At 40.7% G+C, this 15,231-nt stretch carries 16 protein-coding genes; 2 read left to right on the top strand and 14 right to left on the bottom strand.

What is annotated here, in order from left to right:
* Positions 1 to 81 precede the first annotated feature (81 nt).
* On the top strand, positions 82 to 225 hold the full coding sequence (locus BK139_RS15480) for a YpzI family protein (protein ID WP_076260451.1): 144 nt from the start codon (positions 82 to 84) through the stop codon (positions 223 to 225).
* 70 nt (positions 226 to 295) lie between these two features.
* Here BK139_RS15480 and fni read toward each other — a convergent pair whose 3' ends face one another.
* From fni to prsW, 9 genes are all read right to left on the bottom strand, one after another.
* On the bottom strand, positions 296 to 1,357 hold the full coding sequence (fni, locus tag BK139_RS15475; protein ID WP_076260448.1) for a type 2 isopentenyl-diphosphate Delta-isomerase: 1,062 nt from the start codon (positions 1,355 to 1,357) through the stop codon (positions 296 to 298).
* 12 nt (positions 1,358 to 1,369) lie between these two features.
* Positions 1,370 to 2,509 carry a 30S ribosomal protein S1 gene (rpsA, locus tag BK139_RS15470; protein WP_076260446.1) on the bottom strand — a complete coding sequence of 380 codons (1,140 nt, stop codon included), beginning with the start codon at positions 2,507 to 2,509 and terminating at the stop codon, positions 1,370 to 1,372.
* A 254-nt stretch (positions 2,510 to 2,763) separates the two neighbouring features.
* Positions 2,764 to 3,345 (bottom strand): lysophospholipid acyltransferase family protein, encoded by a 582-nt coding sequence (locus tag BK139_RS15465; protein ID WP_076260444.1) that lies wholly within the window; start codon positions 3,343 to 3,345, stop codon positions 2,764 to 2,766.
* Positions 3,342 to 4,022, bottom strand: a complete 681-nt coding sequence (gene cmk, locus BK139_RS15460; RefSeq protein WP_076260442.1) for a (d)CMP kinase — start codon at positions 4,020 to 4,022, stop codon at positions 3,342 to 3,344. Before cmk ends, BK139_RS15465 begins: the two co-directional genes overlap by 4 nt.
* Positions 4,023 to 4,189: 167 nt before the next feature.
* Positions 4,190 to 4,411 carry a YpfB family protein gene (locus tag BK139_RS15455; protein ID WP_440231836.1) on the bottom strand — a complete coding sequence of 74 codons (222 nt, stop codon included), beginning with the start codon at positions 4,409 to 4,411 and terminating at the stop codon, positions 4,190 to 4,192.
* Positions 4,412 to 4,460: 49 nt separating this feature from the next.
* A complete protein-coding gene (locus BK139_RS15450; RefSeq protein WP_076260440.1) occupies positions 4,461 to 5,120 on the bottom strand; it encodes a flagellar brake protein in 660 nt (219 codons plus the stop codon).
* A gap of 263 nt (positions 5,121 to 5,383) precedes the next feature.
* The gene (ypeB, locus tag BK139_RS15445) at positions 5,384 to 6,733 is read right to left on the bottom strand and encodes a germination protein YpeB (protein ID WP_076260437.1); all 1,350 of its coding nucleotides are present in this window, start codon (positions 6,731 to 6,733) and stop codon (positions 5,384 to 5,386) included.
* A gap of 14 nt (positions 6,734 to 6,747) precedes the next feature.
* Positions 6,748 to 7,584: a spore cortex-lytic enzyme gene (sleB, locus tag BK139_RS15440; RefSeq protein ID WP_076260435.1), complete on the bottom strand. Its 837-nt coding sequence runs from the start codon at positions 7,582 to 7,584 to the stop codon at positions 6,748 to 6,750.
* A 525-nt stretch (positions 7,585 to 8,109) separates the two neighbouring features.
* Positions 8,110 to 8,799: a glutamic-type intramembrane protease PrsW gene (prsW, locus tag BK139_RS15435; protein WP_076260433.1), complete on the bottom strand. Its 690-nt coding sequence runs from the start codon at positions 8,797 to 8,799 to the stop codon at positions 8,110 to 8,112.
* 132 nt (positions 8,800 to 8,931) lie between these two features.
* On the opposite strand from prsW, the gene BK139_RS15430 reads away from it, so the two are divergent.
* Complete coding sequence (locus BK139_RS15430) at positions 8,932 to 9,900, top strand: asparaginase (protein ID WP_076260430.1); 969 nt, start codon at positions 8,932 to 8,934, stop codon at positions 9,898 to 9,900.
* Between the two features lie 22 nt (positions 9,901 to 9,922).
* On the opposite strand, the gene BK139_RS15425 is transcribed toward BK139_RS15430, so the two are convergent.
* The 5 genes from BK139_RS15425 to BK139_RS15405 all read right to left on the bottom strand — a co-directional run bounded on the left by BK139_RS15425 (position 9,923) and on the right by BK139_RS15405 (position 15,208).
* Complete coding sequence (locus BK139_RS15425) at positions 9,923 to 10,903, bottom strand: YpdA family putative bacillithiol disulfide reductase (RefSeq protein WP_076260427.1); 981 nt, start codon at positions 10,901 to 10,903, stop codon at positions 9,923 to 9,925.
* Between the two features lie 115 nt (positions 10,904 to 11,018).
* The gene (locus BK139_RS15420; RefSeq protein ID WP_076260425.1) at positions 11,019 to 12,293 is read right to left on the bottom strand and encodes a Glu/Leu/Phe/Val family dehydrogenase; all 1,275 of its coding nucleotides are present in this window, start codon (positions 12,291 to 12,293) and stop codon (positions 11,019 to 11,021) included.
* Between the two features lie 390 nt (positions 12,294 to 12,683).
* Positions 12,684 to 13,265, bottom strand: a complete 582-nt coding sequence (locus BK139_RS15415; protein WP_076260422.1) for a genetic competence negative regulator — start codon at positions 13,263 to 13,265, stop codon at positions 12,684 to 12,686.
* Between the two features lie 126 nt (positions 13,266 to 13,391).
* Positions 13,392 to 14,297 (bottom strand): MerR family transcriptional regulator, encoded by a 906-nt coding sequence (locus BK139_RS15410; RefSeq protein WP_076260420.1) that lies wholly within the window; start codon positions 14,295 to 14,297, stop codon positions 13,392 to 13,394.
* Positions 14,298 to 14,419: 122 nt separating this feature from the next.
* Positions 14,420 to 15,208: a metallophosphoesterase gene (locus tag BK139_RS15405; protein ID WP_076260418.1), complete on the bottom strand. Its 789-nt coding sequence runs from the start codon at positions 15,206 to 15,208 to the stop codon at positions 14,420 to 14,422.
* Between the last annotated feature and the right edge of the window lie 23 nt (positions 15,209 to 15,231).

Below are 15,231 nucleotides of genomic sequence, written 5' to 3'. Positions count from 1 at the left end.
TGCGCCTTTAGAATCCCAGATGCCTTTTTTTGCATAATTCTCTTCCGGTCACTTCATCTTAATAACATGGAGGTGTTAAATATGGGCAAAGACAGACAGGAAAGAAAGCTGAAAAATAGCGGAAAAGTGGAGTCCGATCGCGACCAGGCACTTCACTATCCTGGAGCTTCCAAGATGCAGAGTCCCGAAGAAGCCAGATCTCTGAATGATTCGAAATACAGTTAAGAAAAGCTGCTGCGCCTTGCTATGCACTGCAGCCAGAATGAAAAAAATAGCTCTCGTCAAATGACGAGAGCTATTTTTTGATGGTCCGCCTGGAATATGCTTTTGTATCAATTCCGCGTTCATTCAGCCAATGGTGGGTTCTTCCAGATATAATAATAGGAGACTGCTGGAGTTCCGCAATGCTTTTAGCCCCCAAGGCAGTCATGATCATCTTCAATTCAGAATGAATACTGTTAATCTCTTCGATAAGTGCCTCAAGTCCTTCTTTCATCAGGACCTTTAAAAAGAATCCCGCCATCCCAGCAGCTCCTGCACCAAGTGCAATTGCCTTTGCTATTTCATGGCTTGTCCGAATGCCCCCGGAAGCAATAACAGAAACGCCTGCTTTTAAAGATGAAGCTTCTGCAATGGAGACAGCTGTCGGTATTCCCCATTCATCGAAAAACGTTAACAGCCTATCTCTTCTTGCATTTTCAATACGGGAGAAATTTGTTCCTCCAAAACCGCCGATATCAATGCCTGTAACGCCGACGGAAGCAAGCATTGAAGCTGCTTCTTTATTTATGCCAAACCCTACTTCTTTTACTACTATTGGAACTTCGGAATGGGCGACGATATTTTCAATTCTTTCTAATGCACCGCGAAAATCACGGTCCCCTTCCGGCATGGTCAATTCCTGTACAGCATTTAAATGAATTTGCAGTGCATCTGCTTCAATCATATCAACTGCTGCTTTTGCCTGATCGATTGTAGCTTCACTTCCTAAGTTGCCAAAAATAATGCCTCGGGGGTTTTCTCGTCTGACAATCCTGTAGGATTCTGCTTCACTTGGATCCTTAAGTGCAGACATCTGAGACCCTACTGCCATAGCAAGGCCTGTTGATTTGGCAGCCAAGGCGAGATCCCGGTTAATTTGAACCGTTCTTTCTCCTCCGCCTCCTGTCATGGCATTTATAAAAATTGGCGAACTTAATGAAAGTTCGCCAATTGAAGTGCCTAAATCTGCCTGATCCAGAAACGCATCAGGAAGGCTTTGATGTACAAAAGCAACATCCGCTAAACCGGTATTGCTGCTCTGGCCTGTTGCTAAAGCATGCTGGATATGATCCCATTTACGTTTTGATCTGGACACAATTTATCACCATTACTTTTTTAAATTCTTTAGCTGGTCGCCAATCATATCACCAAGCGAGAAGCCTTTTGTTTCTTCAGGAAGTTCATAGTCAGTCACTTCTTCCTGCTCTTTTTCAAGAAGATCTTTAATGCTCAATGACAGACGCTGATCCTGTTCGTTCACATCAAGAACCTTCACTTTCACTTCCTGTCCTTCGCTTAGAACTTCATGTGGAGTTCCGATATGCTTATGAGCAATTTGAGAAATATGGACAAGTCCTTCAACACCAGGGAAAACTTCAACAAATGCTCCGTATGAAACAAGTCTTCTTACTGTTCCATCAAGTGTGCTGCCTTTAGGAGCCTTCTCGCTGATGTTATCCCATGGTCCAGGCAGAGTCTCCTTAATGGATAGTGAAATGCGTTCATTGTCGCGGTCAACGCTTAATACTTTCACTTTTACTTTTTGGCCTTCCTCGACAACATCTGAAGGCTTTTCCACATGCTCATAGGAAAGCTGGGAAATATGAACAAGTCCATCGATTCCGCCGATATCAACAAATGCTCCAAAGTCAGTAATTCTTTGAACTGTTCCATCCAGAATCTGGCCTGCCTGAAGGGACTCCAGCACTTGATGTTTCTGCTTGCCTTTTTCTTCCTCTATTACAGCACGATGCGAAAGAATCAGGCGATTTTTATCTTTATCAAGCTCAACAATTTTAAATGTCATCGTTTTGCCTTTATAGTCAGTAAAATCTTCAACAAAATGAGCTTCAACCAGGGAAGCAGGAACAAATCCGCGAACCCCCAGGTCTACTACTAATCCGCCTTTAACTACATCTTTTATTTCTGCTTCAAAAACTTCACCCTCATTGAATTTCTTTTCGAGAGTTTCCCATGACTTACCGGCATCAACTTTACGCTTTGAAAGAATAAGAGCATCTTCCTCGACTTTTAAAACCTCAAGCTCGAGTTGATCCCCTTCAGATACCGCATCGCCGGCTTTTTCAATGTGCAGGCTTGAAAGCTCGCTGATTGGGATAATCCCATCCAGTTTGCTGTCAGCAAGATCAACGATGACTTGCTTTTCTTCAACCTTGGTAACTTGGCCTTTTACCTTGTCACCCACCTCAAAATTTTTAACTTCTACTTGATTCATTTCTTCTGACATATGTATTCCTCCTTAATCCAATGGCTGCTTTCAAATTTTTAATCTGTATTCAACTGCCTGCCATCCAGGCAAGAACCCTGTGTCAGCAGCAGAAATACTCGAATGGCTAATTATTTGCAGGCTATTTTTCAACTGTTTTTGATTATAAAATTGTTCAGTAAAGGAAAGCCTTATTTTTCGAATATTTTCGCCTTTTAAAAAAATGCCTTTTTACTAACTTCTTACAAAAGAAGTTTTTTGTCAAGCAAGAAGGTCTAAGAGTAATCTTCAATTAATTTACGGATTTCAGACATAATCATATCGGTGGTTTCCTCCGCTGATGCCTTTCTTTCTCTGAGCTCTTTCATATTAATTGGTTTCCCGTAAACAACTTTTAATTTTGAAAAAGCTTTATAAGGACCAATAATGGCGCAAGGAACAACATGCGCTTCCGATCTGAGAGCAAAAAAACCTGCTCCGGCCAGCCCTTTTCCCAGCTGTCCCGTTTTACTCCTAGTACCCTCCGGAAACAGACCTAAAACATTTCCTTCTTTTAGAATTCCAAGACCTTTTCTTAATGCTTCCCTGTCACTCATTCCTCTTTTGACAGGAAAAGCATTTAGATGGGGAACAATTTTCCCGAGGACCGGAACATTAAAAAGCTCTTCTTTGGCCATAAAATATACTGGCCTTGGTGCATTAATGCCGACTACGGGAGGATCCAGATTATCTATATGATTAGAGCAAAGGAGAACTCCGCCTTCTTCCGGAAAGTTCTCCTTTCCGATTACTTCAAATCTGTAAATGGGTTTTAGTACTCCATAGACTGCCGCTTTGGCAAAAGCGTAGAGATTCACTTAGAACCAATCCTTTCAATAGCCAGATCCATTATCCTGTCGACTACCTGCCCAATTGACAAGGATGTTGTATCAATCTCTTTTGCATCAGCCGCTTTTCTTAATGGAGCTATTTCACGTTCAGAATCCAGCTTGTCCCTAAGAGAGATTTCCTCTTTCAGCTTGTCCAGGTCAGATGAATATCCCTTTTGGATATTTTCGTTATGCCGCCTAAGAGCTCTTTCATCGACAGAAGCCAGAAGGAAAACCTTCACTTCTGCATGGGGCAGGACATGTGTTCCGATATCCCTGCCATCCATTACCACTCCTCCATTTAAAGCAAAGCTTTGCTGGCGCGAAACCATTTCTTCCCTAACCAGCTTATGCATGGAGACAACGGAAACAGAATTTGTCACTTCAGAAGTCCTGATTTCATTTGTCACATCCTGGCCGTCCATATAAATTAGCTGCCCTTTTTCACCTGGCTGCAGTTCAATAACTGTATTGTTTAAAATCTCCATAAGAGAGGCTTCATCTTCAAGGCTTGCATTTTTCTGAATTGCTTTATAAGTCAAGGCTCGATACATGGCACCAGTATCAATATATATGTAAGATAATTTCTCCGCCACGATCTTTGCTACTGTACTTTTCCCTGCAGCAGCTGGGCCGTCAATTGCGATTGATATACGTTTACTCATAGTTCCTCCTGTGTAACCCTGGCCGCTTTATCCCCAGGTTTATTCCGCTTTATTTTAACATAAGAAGTCTGCTTCAGTGCATAAATAAGCTGTATTTTAAGTCTTACAAATTTTTAAAAGCAGTCTTTAAAAATTTCACCACAAAAAAATAAGCAGGCGCCTGCCTGCTAATTATTTTTCCTGAAAGTTTCAAGCAGCTCAGTAAAATTCTGATCTGTGACACCTTCATACTGTGTCAGCTGCTTTAATTCCGGAAAAGCATCCATATGATGAAAGAAAAATTGAGTGATCAGCAGGAAAACAAATTGCACAATTATTAACTTAAGAATAATCCTCTCTACCGTTTTCATCATTGCCATCTCTCCAACTGAAATATAAAATTTAGCCATAGACTTCACCATCTATTATGAGAGATGAATATAAAAAATATTCCTTTATTCATTTTTCCAGGCCTTTTTTCTTCATGGCCAATTGCCTATCGAAACAAAATCGCAGAAGCATTTGCCTATCCTGCGGGGTTATATCCATGAACTGTACAGAAATAAGCGATATACCATTTCTTGGTTCAGAAACTCTTATTACTTTACTTTTAAGCTTCAAATAATAATTTACACCGTTTTGCATGGCTAATACGAAATAAGTAAGTATTTGCATATTGGCTTTTAAGGAATTGTCCATCTTAGCGATGATTGCAGCCCCGCCTGCACTTATATCATCCGTAACGGATACAAAAGGAGTAAACTCTTTATTTACCGCATGGATTGCAACATCAACAGGTGTTTCAACCCGTACAAACTGCCGCCTTTGAATTTTCACTAAATGTTCATCCCCGGGATATGATAAAATCATCATCGGGATTTTTTGCTTAACTCTTCCGAGAACCTCGCTTTCGAAAAGGTATACTGTTCCATCATCAGCCAAAAAGGTAGCCTTCAGCTGAGTACCATCGACCAGAAATGCAGTTTTATTCGTTTCCTGATTTATTGGATAATCAATATATAGGTTATTTCCTTCTCTTTCGGCAAGCTTGCATTTATAATTCTCAGGTTTTTCAGAGTACGTCAATTCGAGCATCAATGCTTCACCAATATTTATCACACTTCCACACTTCCCCATAATAAAAGGATAATCTTGTCATTTAATTATGAACGCTATATAAGAATCCTGCAATAACATTTTTATTTCTTTATAGGCAAAAAGACTCAGTTATTTTGAATAGATTACTGTTCTTCACCTCTCAATGCTGTCCGTCGATTTTCCGCTCAAGGCTGCTCGCTTCAATCAATTCTGCAAAAAAAATACAAAAATCAACAAACCTTCGAAAATAGCCAAATAAAAAAAGAAAGCCTATCCGGCTTTCTCTACACTACATCTTCATATATTGGTTCTGCATTCTTAAGCTTTTCTACTTTTTCTTCCTGTCCAGTTTCTGCATTTATATAAATCCTGTAGGTATCTTCACCCAGTGTGCCCATAAATTCATAACAGGAAACTTCCTGATTCAAATCGTTAATAATTATTGCACGCCTGTCTTCCATGACCTTCAGCTGCGGATTCACCCTGGATCTTGCCTCTTCTGCAGTAATTGCAGGCTCAGGAATTTCACGCTGGTGATGAGATTTTAAATAATCCTCAGCAGAAAAAGCAGTCATGCTGCCATTGTCAAGCGCAATTTTCACACGAATGGAGTCTGGATAAATTCTTACACCATCCTGATTCGACACGAAGGTGAATACCCCTAAATTGTCATATTGGGCACTTTCGAATAAATCCAGGTCTTTAAAACCATTGTCCTTAAGAAATTTAACTGCATTATTGCTTGCTTCATTAAGACTTACTTTTTGTTTCGCCACTTTCCGGTCGAGGATAAACCAGATTGGATAGCCGCCTTTTTTGGTAATATCCATGTTTGCTTCTTCATTTGTTTTCTTGTTTTGGATACTTACACTGAAAAACCCGTAATCAGATCCTTTGCCGTTTTCCGTTACTCTGATATTCACATTCTTTCCCAAACCTGCATAATGCTGACCAATACGTGCAGCTTCTTTTTCTGTTATTTCTTTGCCCTTCAGATATTTGTAGTTTTCATCCTTTTTCTGCATATTTACAAATGCAGGCCCAAAGTCTGTCTCTCCATAGCCTTCAACTGTTTTTTCCACTGTTTTAAAGCCATCTATGATTGTATTATCTGCAGGTTCTTTATTGGACGCGAGAGCCATTTCCACATCCATCCACCTTAAGTTTTTTTCAAGAACCATATGCTGTACTTTACGTAAATCCTGCTGAACATCCGCAGATTGCTTATAAAGCTGTTTGAGCGTTTGGTATTCCTTTTCCGATAATGGCTCCTTCTCTAAGTCTCTTACTGCTGTCCGATAACTGAAATCTCCGATATTGGATAGAAACTCTTCGGTTTTATTGAAAGGAAGAAGTGTCAGAGGCAGCTGGCCTACATCCGAGTGGGCTTCTGAAGTCAATCTCCATACTTCTGCCAATTCAGGTGATAGTGAAGCTCTCGAATTCATCGCTAACGTTGTTCCGATTTTGTCATGCAATAGATCGACTTGATAAGTTAAATCATGAAATGCTCTTTGATAATTATTTTCAGCATTAATGAGGATTGCATTTTTCTCCCGGTGTTCCTGATAACCCCAAAACGCTGTACCGGCAACACCCAGCGCAAGTACCCCAATAAGAATTCCTCTAAGCATGATTATTCACCCCTCTATTTACAGAATATATGTTTTCCAATCCGCTTGATTTGCGGCCGTGTCCAAATCCATCCGCTTGTAGCGGTATCCGGATTAAAATAATACAGCGCCTCTCCTGTCGGATCCCATCCATTAATCGCATCCAGCACTGCTTTTTTTGCCGTCTCATTCGGCGTTAGCCATATCTGGCCATCGGCAACGGCAGTAAAAGCACGAGGCTCAAAAATAACACCAGAAACAGTATTTGGGAATGAAGCACTGTTTACACGGTTTAAGATAACTGCAGCAACTGCCACCTGGCCTGTATAAGGTTCTCCTCTTGATTCTCCATAGACTGCATTGGCCATTAGCTGAATATCATTTTCCGAGAATCCATTAGGGACATTTGAAGCAGTGGGCTGTTTGGGAGCTTCCTGCTGCTGTGCTGTTCCCCCCGTTGACCCTTGCTGAGGCTTAGTCTGCTTTTCAGTTTCCACCCCGCCATAATGGGTAAATTTATTGCCCTTATTGATTTGTTCTTTCACATATTGTTCATTATATTTAGATGCTTTCACGAGCTTGTTTTTTGTTTCCTGGCCTGCAAGCCCGTCAATGGGAAGTCCAAATTCATATTGGAAGTTCCTAAGTGCCCAATAGGTTCCCCACCCAAAGACTCCATCAATCTTCCCATTGTAAAAGCCTAGATACTGCAGTCGGGATTGAAGTTCTATTACATCGTCACCTACAGCCCCGTGCTGAATCACCTGATTTGAAAAGGCATTGGCTTTTTCCATATTCCCGCTCAATGGAATTCCCAGAACACAAAGGGAGATTATGAGTAACACCTTTCCAGCCATAAATTTCTTTTTCATGGATTATAACCTCCAAAAGTCAATCTTTTATCATTGACCCTATTTTTTGTAGTCCCTGGCTTTTTATTCAATAACTTGAATCATTTATTAAGGTTGCCGGCAAATAAGAAAAGCGCAAGCGCCTTGCCCACCCCCGACAAGCACAAGACGAGCCTCCTGGAAAGGCGTTCTTTGCCTTTTTGGGAGGATTGCCCGAAATGTGGAGGCGACTGCTCTTTCAAAGAACGCAGACTAAGAGCGCCACGTCCTGTGGCAACGTCTGCATGACCCGCATCCTCCCAAAAGCTGTAGCTTTTGGTCGTGCGATGTTTATGCTGACGAAGCCTTCCTTGTCCTGCGGGCCTCAGGCATAAGACGGTTCCTGTAAGAAGGCGTATTTCCTTCTGGAAGGAAACGGCTTATGATCCCGAGTCCCTAGGAGCCGAAACAAGACAAGCTTGTGACATCGAGGGGGTAGGCGCTGGAGCTAGACAGTTATCTAACTTCAGAATTTATACATTCTTATCTTTATAAAAAAACCCTCCATCAGGAATGGAGAGTTTTCTGTATTTCAAATTGATTATTCATATGCCTTACGCTATGAGCCCTTGCTTTTTTTACTTTTCTTAAGCCCAGCCACCAAAGGAAGATCATAAAAGGAAACATGATAAAGATCCAATGTTTTAGGGAAATAAGGATATAGTCGTAAATACCGTGGAGGAGAAAAGGTATAAAAAGTGAAAAGGCTATCCATTTTCTTGTAGATGTTGCCGAGAATTTTCCTTTTCCTATATAATAGCCCATGATAACACCGAAGAGAGCATGACTGGAAACCGGGAGCAAGGCCCTCCCAAGTGCGTGTTCCACCCCTAGCCCGATGAGATAGAAGATATTTTCTGCAGTAGCAAAGCCGAGTGATACAGAGGCACCATACACAATTCCATCATATGGTTCATCAAAGGTTATATGCTGATAAATAGTATAGAATAATATAAACCATTTAAAGAACTCTTCAAGCATGCTTGATGATAGAAAAGCATCCGCAAAACTGGACTGGAGCACCCCTTCAGCTTCTAAAACATATTGAATGAACATGATGGGGAACACAAGCAAGGCACCAAACAAAAAAGTTTTAAAAACCATTGATATGGGTTCTGACTCATATTGATCTTTTAAATAAAAATAACTTAATAGTGCCAGTCCCGGCGCGATGCCAGCGGATAATATTCCCAGCATGAGCTGTCCTCTTTTCAATCTGTTTTCTTAATCGTATCATGATATAGAGAGAATTAAAATGATTATTCAAATATTGGAAAAGAAATATTTCACTTCATATTTATTTTTCAAAGCGAAAATTGGGGGATTCACATGGAGAAAAAAAAGATACTTGTTATACACACAGGAGGCACCATTTCAATGAGCGAGGATGCAGCAACAGGTGCCGTAAAACCAACAGATAATAATCCATTAACTGAAAAAACAAAAGAACTGCTGTCCCTTGCAGAATTACTGGTTGAAGAGCCATTCCACCTTCCTTCACCGCATATTACGCCAAAGGAAATGCTTAAATTAAAGGAAATCATTGAAAACAGCCTTGCAAAGGAAGAGATTAGCGGCGTAGTGATTACCCATGGAACTGATACATTAGAAGAGACAGCCTACTTTTTGGACTTAAGTGTGAAAACATCCCTTCCGATCGTTGTTACAGGTGCAATGAGATCGAGTAATGAAATCGGTTCAGACGGACTTTACAACCTCATTTCTTCTATTCGTGTGGCTGCATGTGAAGAAGCAAAAGACAAAGGGGTCCTAGTCGTTTTAAATGATGAAATCCATACAGCAGAAAATGTTACAAAAACACATACGAGTAATGTCTCTACTTTCCAGAGCCCTCAGTATGGGCCAATTGGAATAGTCACAAAGAGAGGTGTATTATTCCATAACACGCCGACAAATAGAGAATACTACCCAATGGATACAGTTGAAAAAAAAGTCACACTCATTAAAGCTTTTGCCGGAATGGATTCTTCTTTGCTTCATGCGATAGGGAACTTAGATTTCGATGGTGTTGTTATCGAAGCACTTGGACAAGGCAATCTGCCTCCGGCCACAATTGAGGGCATTAAAGCCCTTACTGAAAAAAACATTCCGATTGTATTGGTTTCCCGCTGCTTCAATGGAATTGCACAAGATGTTTATGGTTATGACGGAGGCGGAAAACACCTCAAGGACATGGGGGTTATATTTTCAAATGGGCTTAATGGACAAAAAGCCAGGATTAAACTGTTAATAGGACTGGAAACACAGCAAAATATCGAAGAGATTTTTCAAATATAATTAAAAGGCTGATCTGAAATGATCAGCCTTTGCAGTTTCCGCTCTCTTTTTCAATTATTGCTTTTGCTATTTGTCCGCCGTGAAATCTTCCATTTTCAATAAAAATTTCGTTAGCATTATTTCCGGCAGCTATTACACCTGCAATAAATATTCCAGGGACATTCGTTTCCATTGTTTCAGGGTTAAAGTGAGGGCGCCCGGTTTCATCATTAATTTGAATCCCCATATTTCTTAAAAATCCGTGATCAGGATGATAACCAGTCATGGCAAACACAAAATCGTTCTTAATGTCAAAGGTTTTACCATCCACTGAATATAATAGCTTGTTTTCACTAATTTCTTTCACATGTGCATTGAATTCCATTTTAATGACGCCATTTCTCACTAAAGCCTCAAACTCAGGCAGAATCCAGGGCTTTATGCTTGGTGAATATTCTGTTCCACGATATATCACCGTAACTCTTGCTCCTGCTTTTACCAGTTCAATTGCTGCATCAACGCTTGAGTTCTTCCCTCCGATAACTGCTACGTCTTTATCAAAGAATGGGTGAGCTTCTTTGAAATAGTGAAATACCTTTGAAAGATCCTCACCGGGAACTTCCATGAAATTGGGATTATCATAATAACCTGTAGCAATTATGACGTTATTGACTGTATAAGCCCCCTTATCAGTTTGTACTTCAAATGCTTCGGAATGATTTTTTACTACATTTAGAACTTTTTCGTAAGCATTGATCTTAATGCCCTTCCTTTTCACCACTTCCCGGTAATACGTTAGCGCCTGGTTTCTCTTAGGCTTGTAATTTTCCGTTATGAAGGGCACCCCGCCGATTTCGAGCTTCTCACTTGTGCTGAAGAAAGTCTGGTGTGTCGGGTAGTTGTATATTGCATTTACGATATTGCCCTTTTCGATAACAAGGGGGTTTTTTCCAGCTTCCTGAAGGGCTATGGCAGCTGCCAGTCCGCAGGGCCCTCCCCCAACAATAATAGCGTCTATATTCAAGATTCTCACTCCTTAAATGCCAAAAACAAGTATTTCATGCTGCTGTTTATAAAAAATCTCCCATCAGTTTATGATAGGAGATTTTTTATGATTATTCAAATGTGAAGATTTACAGTTAAATCCACCCGCGGAATCTTGAAGCTTCCGCCATTTTTCTGACACCTACCATATAGGCAGCCAGACGCATATCGACACGGCGTGTTTGGGATGTCTGATAGATATTATCGAATGACTTAACCATGACTTTCTCAAGCTTTTCTTCTACTTCTTCTTCAGTCCAGTAATATCCCTGATTATTTTGAACCCATTCGAAATAGGATACTGTTACACCGCCGGCAGAAGCCAGTACATCAGGGACAAGCAGGATTCCCCGCTCAGACAGAATCCGTGTTGCTTCCAAAGTAGTTGGACCGTTAGCCGCCTCCACTACAATGCCAGCTCTTATGTTAGGTGCATTTTCTTCTGTTATCTGGTTTTCTATGGCTGCCGGGACCAGAATATCGCAATCAAGTTCAAGCAGCTCTTTATTTGAAATTGTATCATTAAACAATTTTGTCACAGTGCCAAAGCTGTCACGGCGATCCAAGAGATAATCAATATCAAGGCCGTTCGGATCATATAAACCGCCATAAGCATCTGAAATACCAACAACCTTTGCACCTGCATCATGCATAAACTTTGAGAGGAAACTTCCAGCGTTTCCGAATCCCTGAACAACAACTCTTGCACCTTCAAGGTTGATGCCTTTTTTCTTGGCAGCTTCCCGAATGCAAATTGTAACCCCTTTAGCTGTTGCTGATTCCCGTCCATGGGAACCCCCAAGTACAAGTGGTTTACCGGTAATAAAGCCTGGGGAATTAAATTCATCAATCCGGCTGTATTCATCCATCATCCATGCCATGATCTGCGAGTTGGTAAATACATCAGGCGCAGGAATATCCTTAGTAGGACCTACAATTTGACTGATTGCCCGAACATATCCGCGGCTTAACCGCTCTAACTCACCGAAGGACATATCGCGCGGGTCACAAACGATTCCGCCTTTACCTCCGCCATATGGAAGATCTACAATTCCGCATTTCAAGCTCATCCAAATTGACAGTGCCTTTACTTCCTTTTCAGTTACATTCGGGTGAAAACGAATACCGCCTTTAGTAGGACCAACAGCATCATTATGCTGGGCCCGGTAGCCAGTAAAGACTTTTACTGTTCCGTCATCCATCCGTACAGGAATTTTCACTGTCATCATACGAATTGGCTCTTTAAGAAGCTCATAAACCTCATCAGAATAACCCAGCTTCCCTAAAGCCTTATGTATGACCGTTTGAGTCGACTTTAAAACGTCCAATTTTTCAGCTTTATTTGAATCAGTACCTTTCTCGGCTACCATTTGTAAACCTCCTAGAAAAATCACTTTCATTAGTTGTCCGCTTCCATGGAATAGTATACACCTTTGCCTAATTTATGCAAGAAGAATAATACAGTTTTCCGCATTTTTTGATATTTTTATGAAAACGCTATCAGCGTTGATATTAAAGGGAATTTTCTGTTTACTCCCAGTACTCCTTTTCCCGCTGAAGAGCAATAGAAACATCCTGTTTCCTTTTGTAAAGTAAAAGCTTTATATATGATATTATTGCAGCTGTTTGACTATATTTGGTTTACCCAATTTTTATATAATTCATGAGCTATTAATCCAGATTCGTTGCTGGATGCAGCAAATGCATATTGCAAAAGAGTGACCTGCATAAAAAAAAGAGGTTGGATCCCCTCTTCCACATTAAGAGAAATATTCCACCAGCTTTTTTACAGCATCGGCTTCAATCAGCACTTTCCCATATTCCTGAATAACGTGAATGCTTGTAAAAGCTGAATCACCGTACTCAGCTAAAATGGCAATTACCCGGTGAATATTTTTTTCCCCCTCCAAATCTCTTGCATGATAAAAATACTTTTCTTTATAATAGTACAGGCTTCCTTCCTCAATCTGCACGCTGTTCAGACTTCTTGCCATTTGAATTACATCTTCAAAATCCCGGAATTCGAATAATATATCTTCACTGCCATCAACAGTTACCTGCATTTCAATAAAACCATCCTCAAGGAGCTCTTCATCCATCTGCTCCTCCATTGTAACAATCATCACCATTCCCTGTGCCTGCATGGAGAATATTTCCACTGCAACTGAGCCATGAATGTCTACACCGAATTCTTCACTTGCTTCTTCCAGCATTTCATGAAAAAGCTGATGCCATTTTAATGAATCCTTCAAGACATCTTCCTTAGTCAGTCCCCTATCATTCAAGTCATCTAAAGTGAGAAAGATTTTAATTTTATTATAATTCAATCGTTCTAAGCGCATGGTAAGCCCCCTGACCTGAACCAACTCTTTGGTTTAGTGTATGATATATTGCTTAGTTTGTGAGTCGTCTTTTTTTCTGTGACTAAAAAAAGAAAAGACCCGGCAATTTACCGCCAGATCATTTGTTTATAGGAGCCGTTCTTTAATCCACTCTTCCCATTCTTGCGGAGAACTGCCGGGTATAAACTGTTTATAATTCATTTTTTCTTCATTACTTAGTGAATCAATGCCGAATCCCCCAATGCCTACATGGATGTTTCCATAAGTCCCCGTAAGTCGCTCTGAAAGTTTAAGGGTTTCCGGCACGTTGGACTTCATTGTACACGACAGAAATAAAAACTTGGGTTTAACCACTTCAATTACAGTGTCAATATCTTCATCAGCTATGCTTGTCCCAAGGTAAACAACCTCAAATCCTCTTCTCCGCAGAAACAACGTAAAAATTAAAAGTCCTAATTCGTGAGCTTCTCCAGGGCCGCAAACTGCGACCACCTTTGGCAGAACCCCGTTATGCGGAAAGGAATGCAGAATCATCCCTATTCTTGATCTTAATATGGACGAGGCAAAGTGCTCATGAGCACTGGTAATTTTCCCCTCCTCCCATAGGTGTCCAATTTTCACTAAAAGAGAGCCTAGTATATCAATTAAGACTTTATCTATTGTGTAAAAACTAAAAGCCTGATTAATCAAATCATGCGCTTTCGATTCATTAAAATGAAGGAGAGCTTCAAGAAGCTCATTGGCGAGGGCACCCGACCGGTCTCCTTCCTTATCCATCTGAAGCGGCTCGGCATTTAATTCCTTGTTCTCCAGAAGGGAAACAGCCTGGCTGATGGAAAAGCCCTGATCTACTTTCCTGATCAGCCATTTTAATATTTTGATATGCTCTTCGTTGTATAGTCTATGGCCGGATTCATTTCTCTTTGGAGCAACGATTTGATATCGCCTTTCCCACGCCCTTAAGGTTCCTGGCTGAATGCCGAGCATCTTAGAAACAGCCTTAATATTATATTTACCTTCTTCAGTTGCCATGCTAAAGCCCTCCCTTCAATGCTAATTAGCAAATATCGCTGGACAGCGATTAAATTTCAAAATTTATACCTACTTAAAAAGTATAAAAACGACCGTAAGAATTGTAAAATCTGGATGTGTTTTCATTTTGAAGATAAGATATCAGCTTTTTTTAAGGTGATGAAGTGTGTTTCAGACTTTGCCCCCAGCCTCAAAGGCACTCCAGTCGTTCCATAGCCGTTGCTGATCAGAATTGTTGTTTGCGGCAGCACTTTTATCCGTCCCTTTTCATAAGGGCTATACCCCAAAATATGTATTTGGCCCCCATGCGTATGCCCGCTTAAGACAAGGTGAATATTTTGTTCTTTTTCTATACTATTAATGATTCTTGGATCATGGCTGACAAGAACCCGAAAACCATCAGAGCCTGCATCCTTAAGTGCAAGGTCGAGCCGATGCCTCTCTTTGCTGAGATCATCTGTTCCCAGCAGAATAAAACGCTCACCTTCCGATGATTCAAAGGAGAGGGCAGTGTTATCAAGAATTTTCACTCCGCATTCGAGGAGGAGGGCGTCGAGCTGATGGTAATCCACTTCATAATCATTATTCCCCCACACGAAATAGACAGGCCCGCATTCCTTCAAACTCAGCAGGTTTTTCTTTACTCTATCAAAAGGAACTCCTTTTTCCAAGAGATCGCCGCCGATAATCACCAGATCAGGCTTCTTCTCTTTTATCTTCCCGATTATGGTTTCTGATACTGTCCTCTTATGAATATCAGAAATAAAAAAAAGCTTTATTTCACCAAAGCTTTCAGGAAATTCAGGAAAAGAAAGCTCTTTATATATAATTCTATCTGCAAAAGCCTCCCTAAGCATAAACAATAGTAAACCTGCACCGCCAATTAAGGCTAAAGCTATTAAGTATATCATAAATCCTCCTGCCATCAATCGCC

It is taken from the genome of Paenibacillus sp. FSL R5-0490 (assembly GCF_001956215.1).
In the GTDB taxonomy this organism is placed as follows: Bacteria; Bacillota; Bacilli; order Bacillales; family Cytobacillaceae; genus Cytobacillus.
The sequence above is the reverse complement of the archived record's forward strand: the minus strand, read 5'-3'. Positions and strand labels throughout refer to the sequence as shown.

Coding starts and splice junctions, on each gene's coding strand:
- rpsA (WP_076260446.1), bottom strand. CDS start 2,509: ATGTCAGAAGAAATGAATCAAGTAGAAGTTAAAAATTTTGAGGTGGGT.
- prsW (WP_076260433.1), bottom strand. CDS start 8,799: ATGCTGGGAATATTATCCGCTGGCATCGCGCCGGGACTGGCACTATTA.
- BK139_RS15405 (WP_076260418.1), bottom strand. CDS start 15,208: ATGATATACTTAATAGCTTTAGCCTTAATTGGCGGTGCAGGTTTACTA.
- BK139_RS15480 (WP_076260451.1), top strand. CDS start 82: ATGGGCAAAGACAGACAGGAAAGAAAGCTGAAAAATAGCGGAAAAGTG.
- cmk (WP_076260442.1), bottom strand. CDS start 4,022: ATGAGTAAACGTATATCAATCGCAATTGACGGCCCAGCTGCTGCAGGG.
- BK139_RS15430 (WP_076260430.1), top strand. CDS start 8,932: ATGGAGAAAAAAAAGATACTTGTTATACACACAGGAGGCACCATTTCA.
- BK139_RS15415 (WP_076260422.1), bottom strand. CDS start 13,265: ATGCGCTTAGAACGATTGAATTATAATAAAATTAAAATCTTTCTCACT.
- BK139_RS15410 (WP_076260420.1), bottom strand. CDS start 14,297: ATGGCAACTGAAGAAGGTAAATATAATATTAAGGCTGTTTCTAAGATG.
- ypeB (WP_076260437.1), bottom strand. CDS start 6,733: ATGCTTAGAGGAATTCTTATTGGGGTACTTGCGCTGGGTGTTGCCGGT.
- sleB (WP_076260435.1), bottom strand. CDS start 7,584: ATGAAAAAGAAATTTATGGCTGGAAAGGTGTTACTCATAATCTCCCTT.
- BK139_RS15420 (WP_076260425.1), bottom strand. CDS start 12,293: ATGGTAGCCGAGAAAGGTACTGATTCAAATAAAGCTGAAAAATTGGAC.
- BK139_RS15455 (WP_440231836.1), bottom strand. CDS start 4,411: ATGGCTAAATTTTATATTTCAGTTGGAGAGATGGCAATGATGAAAACG.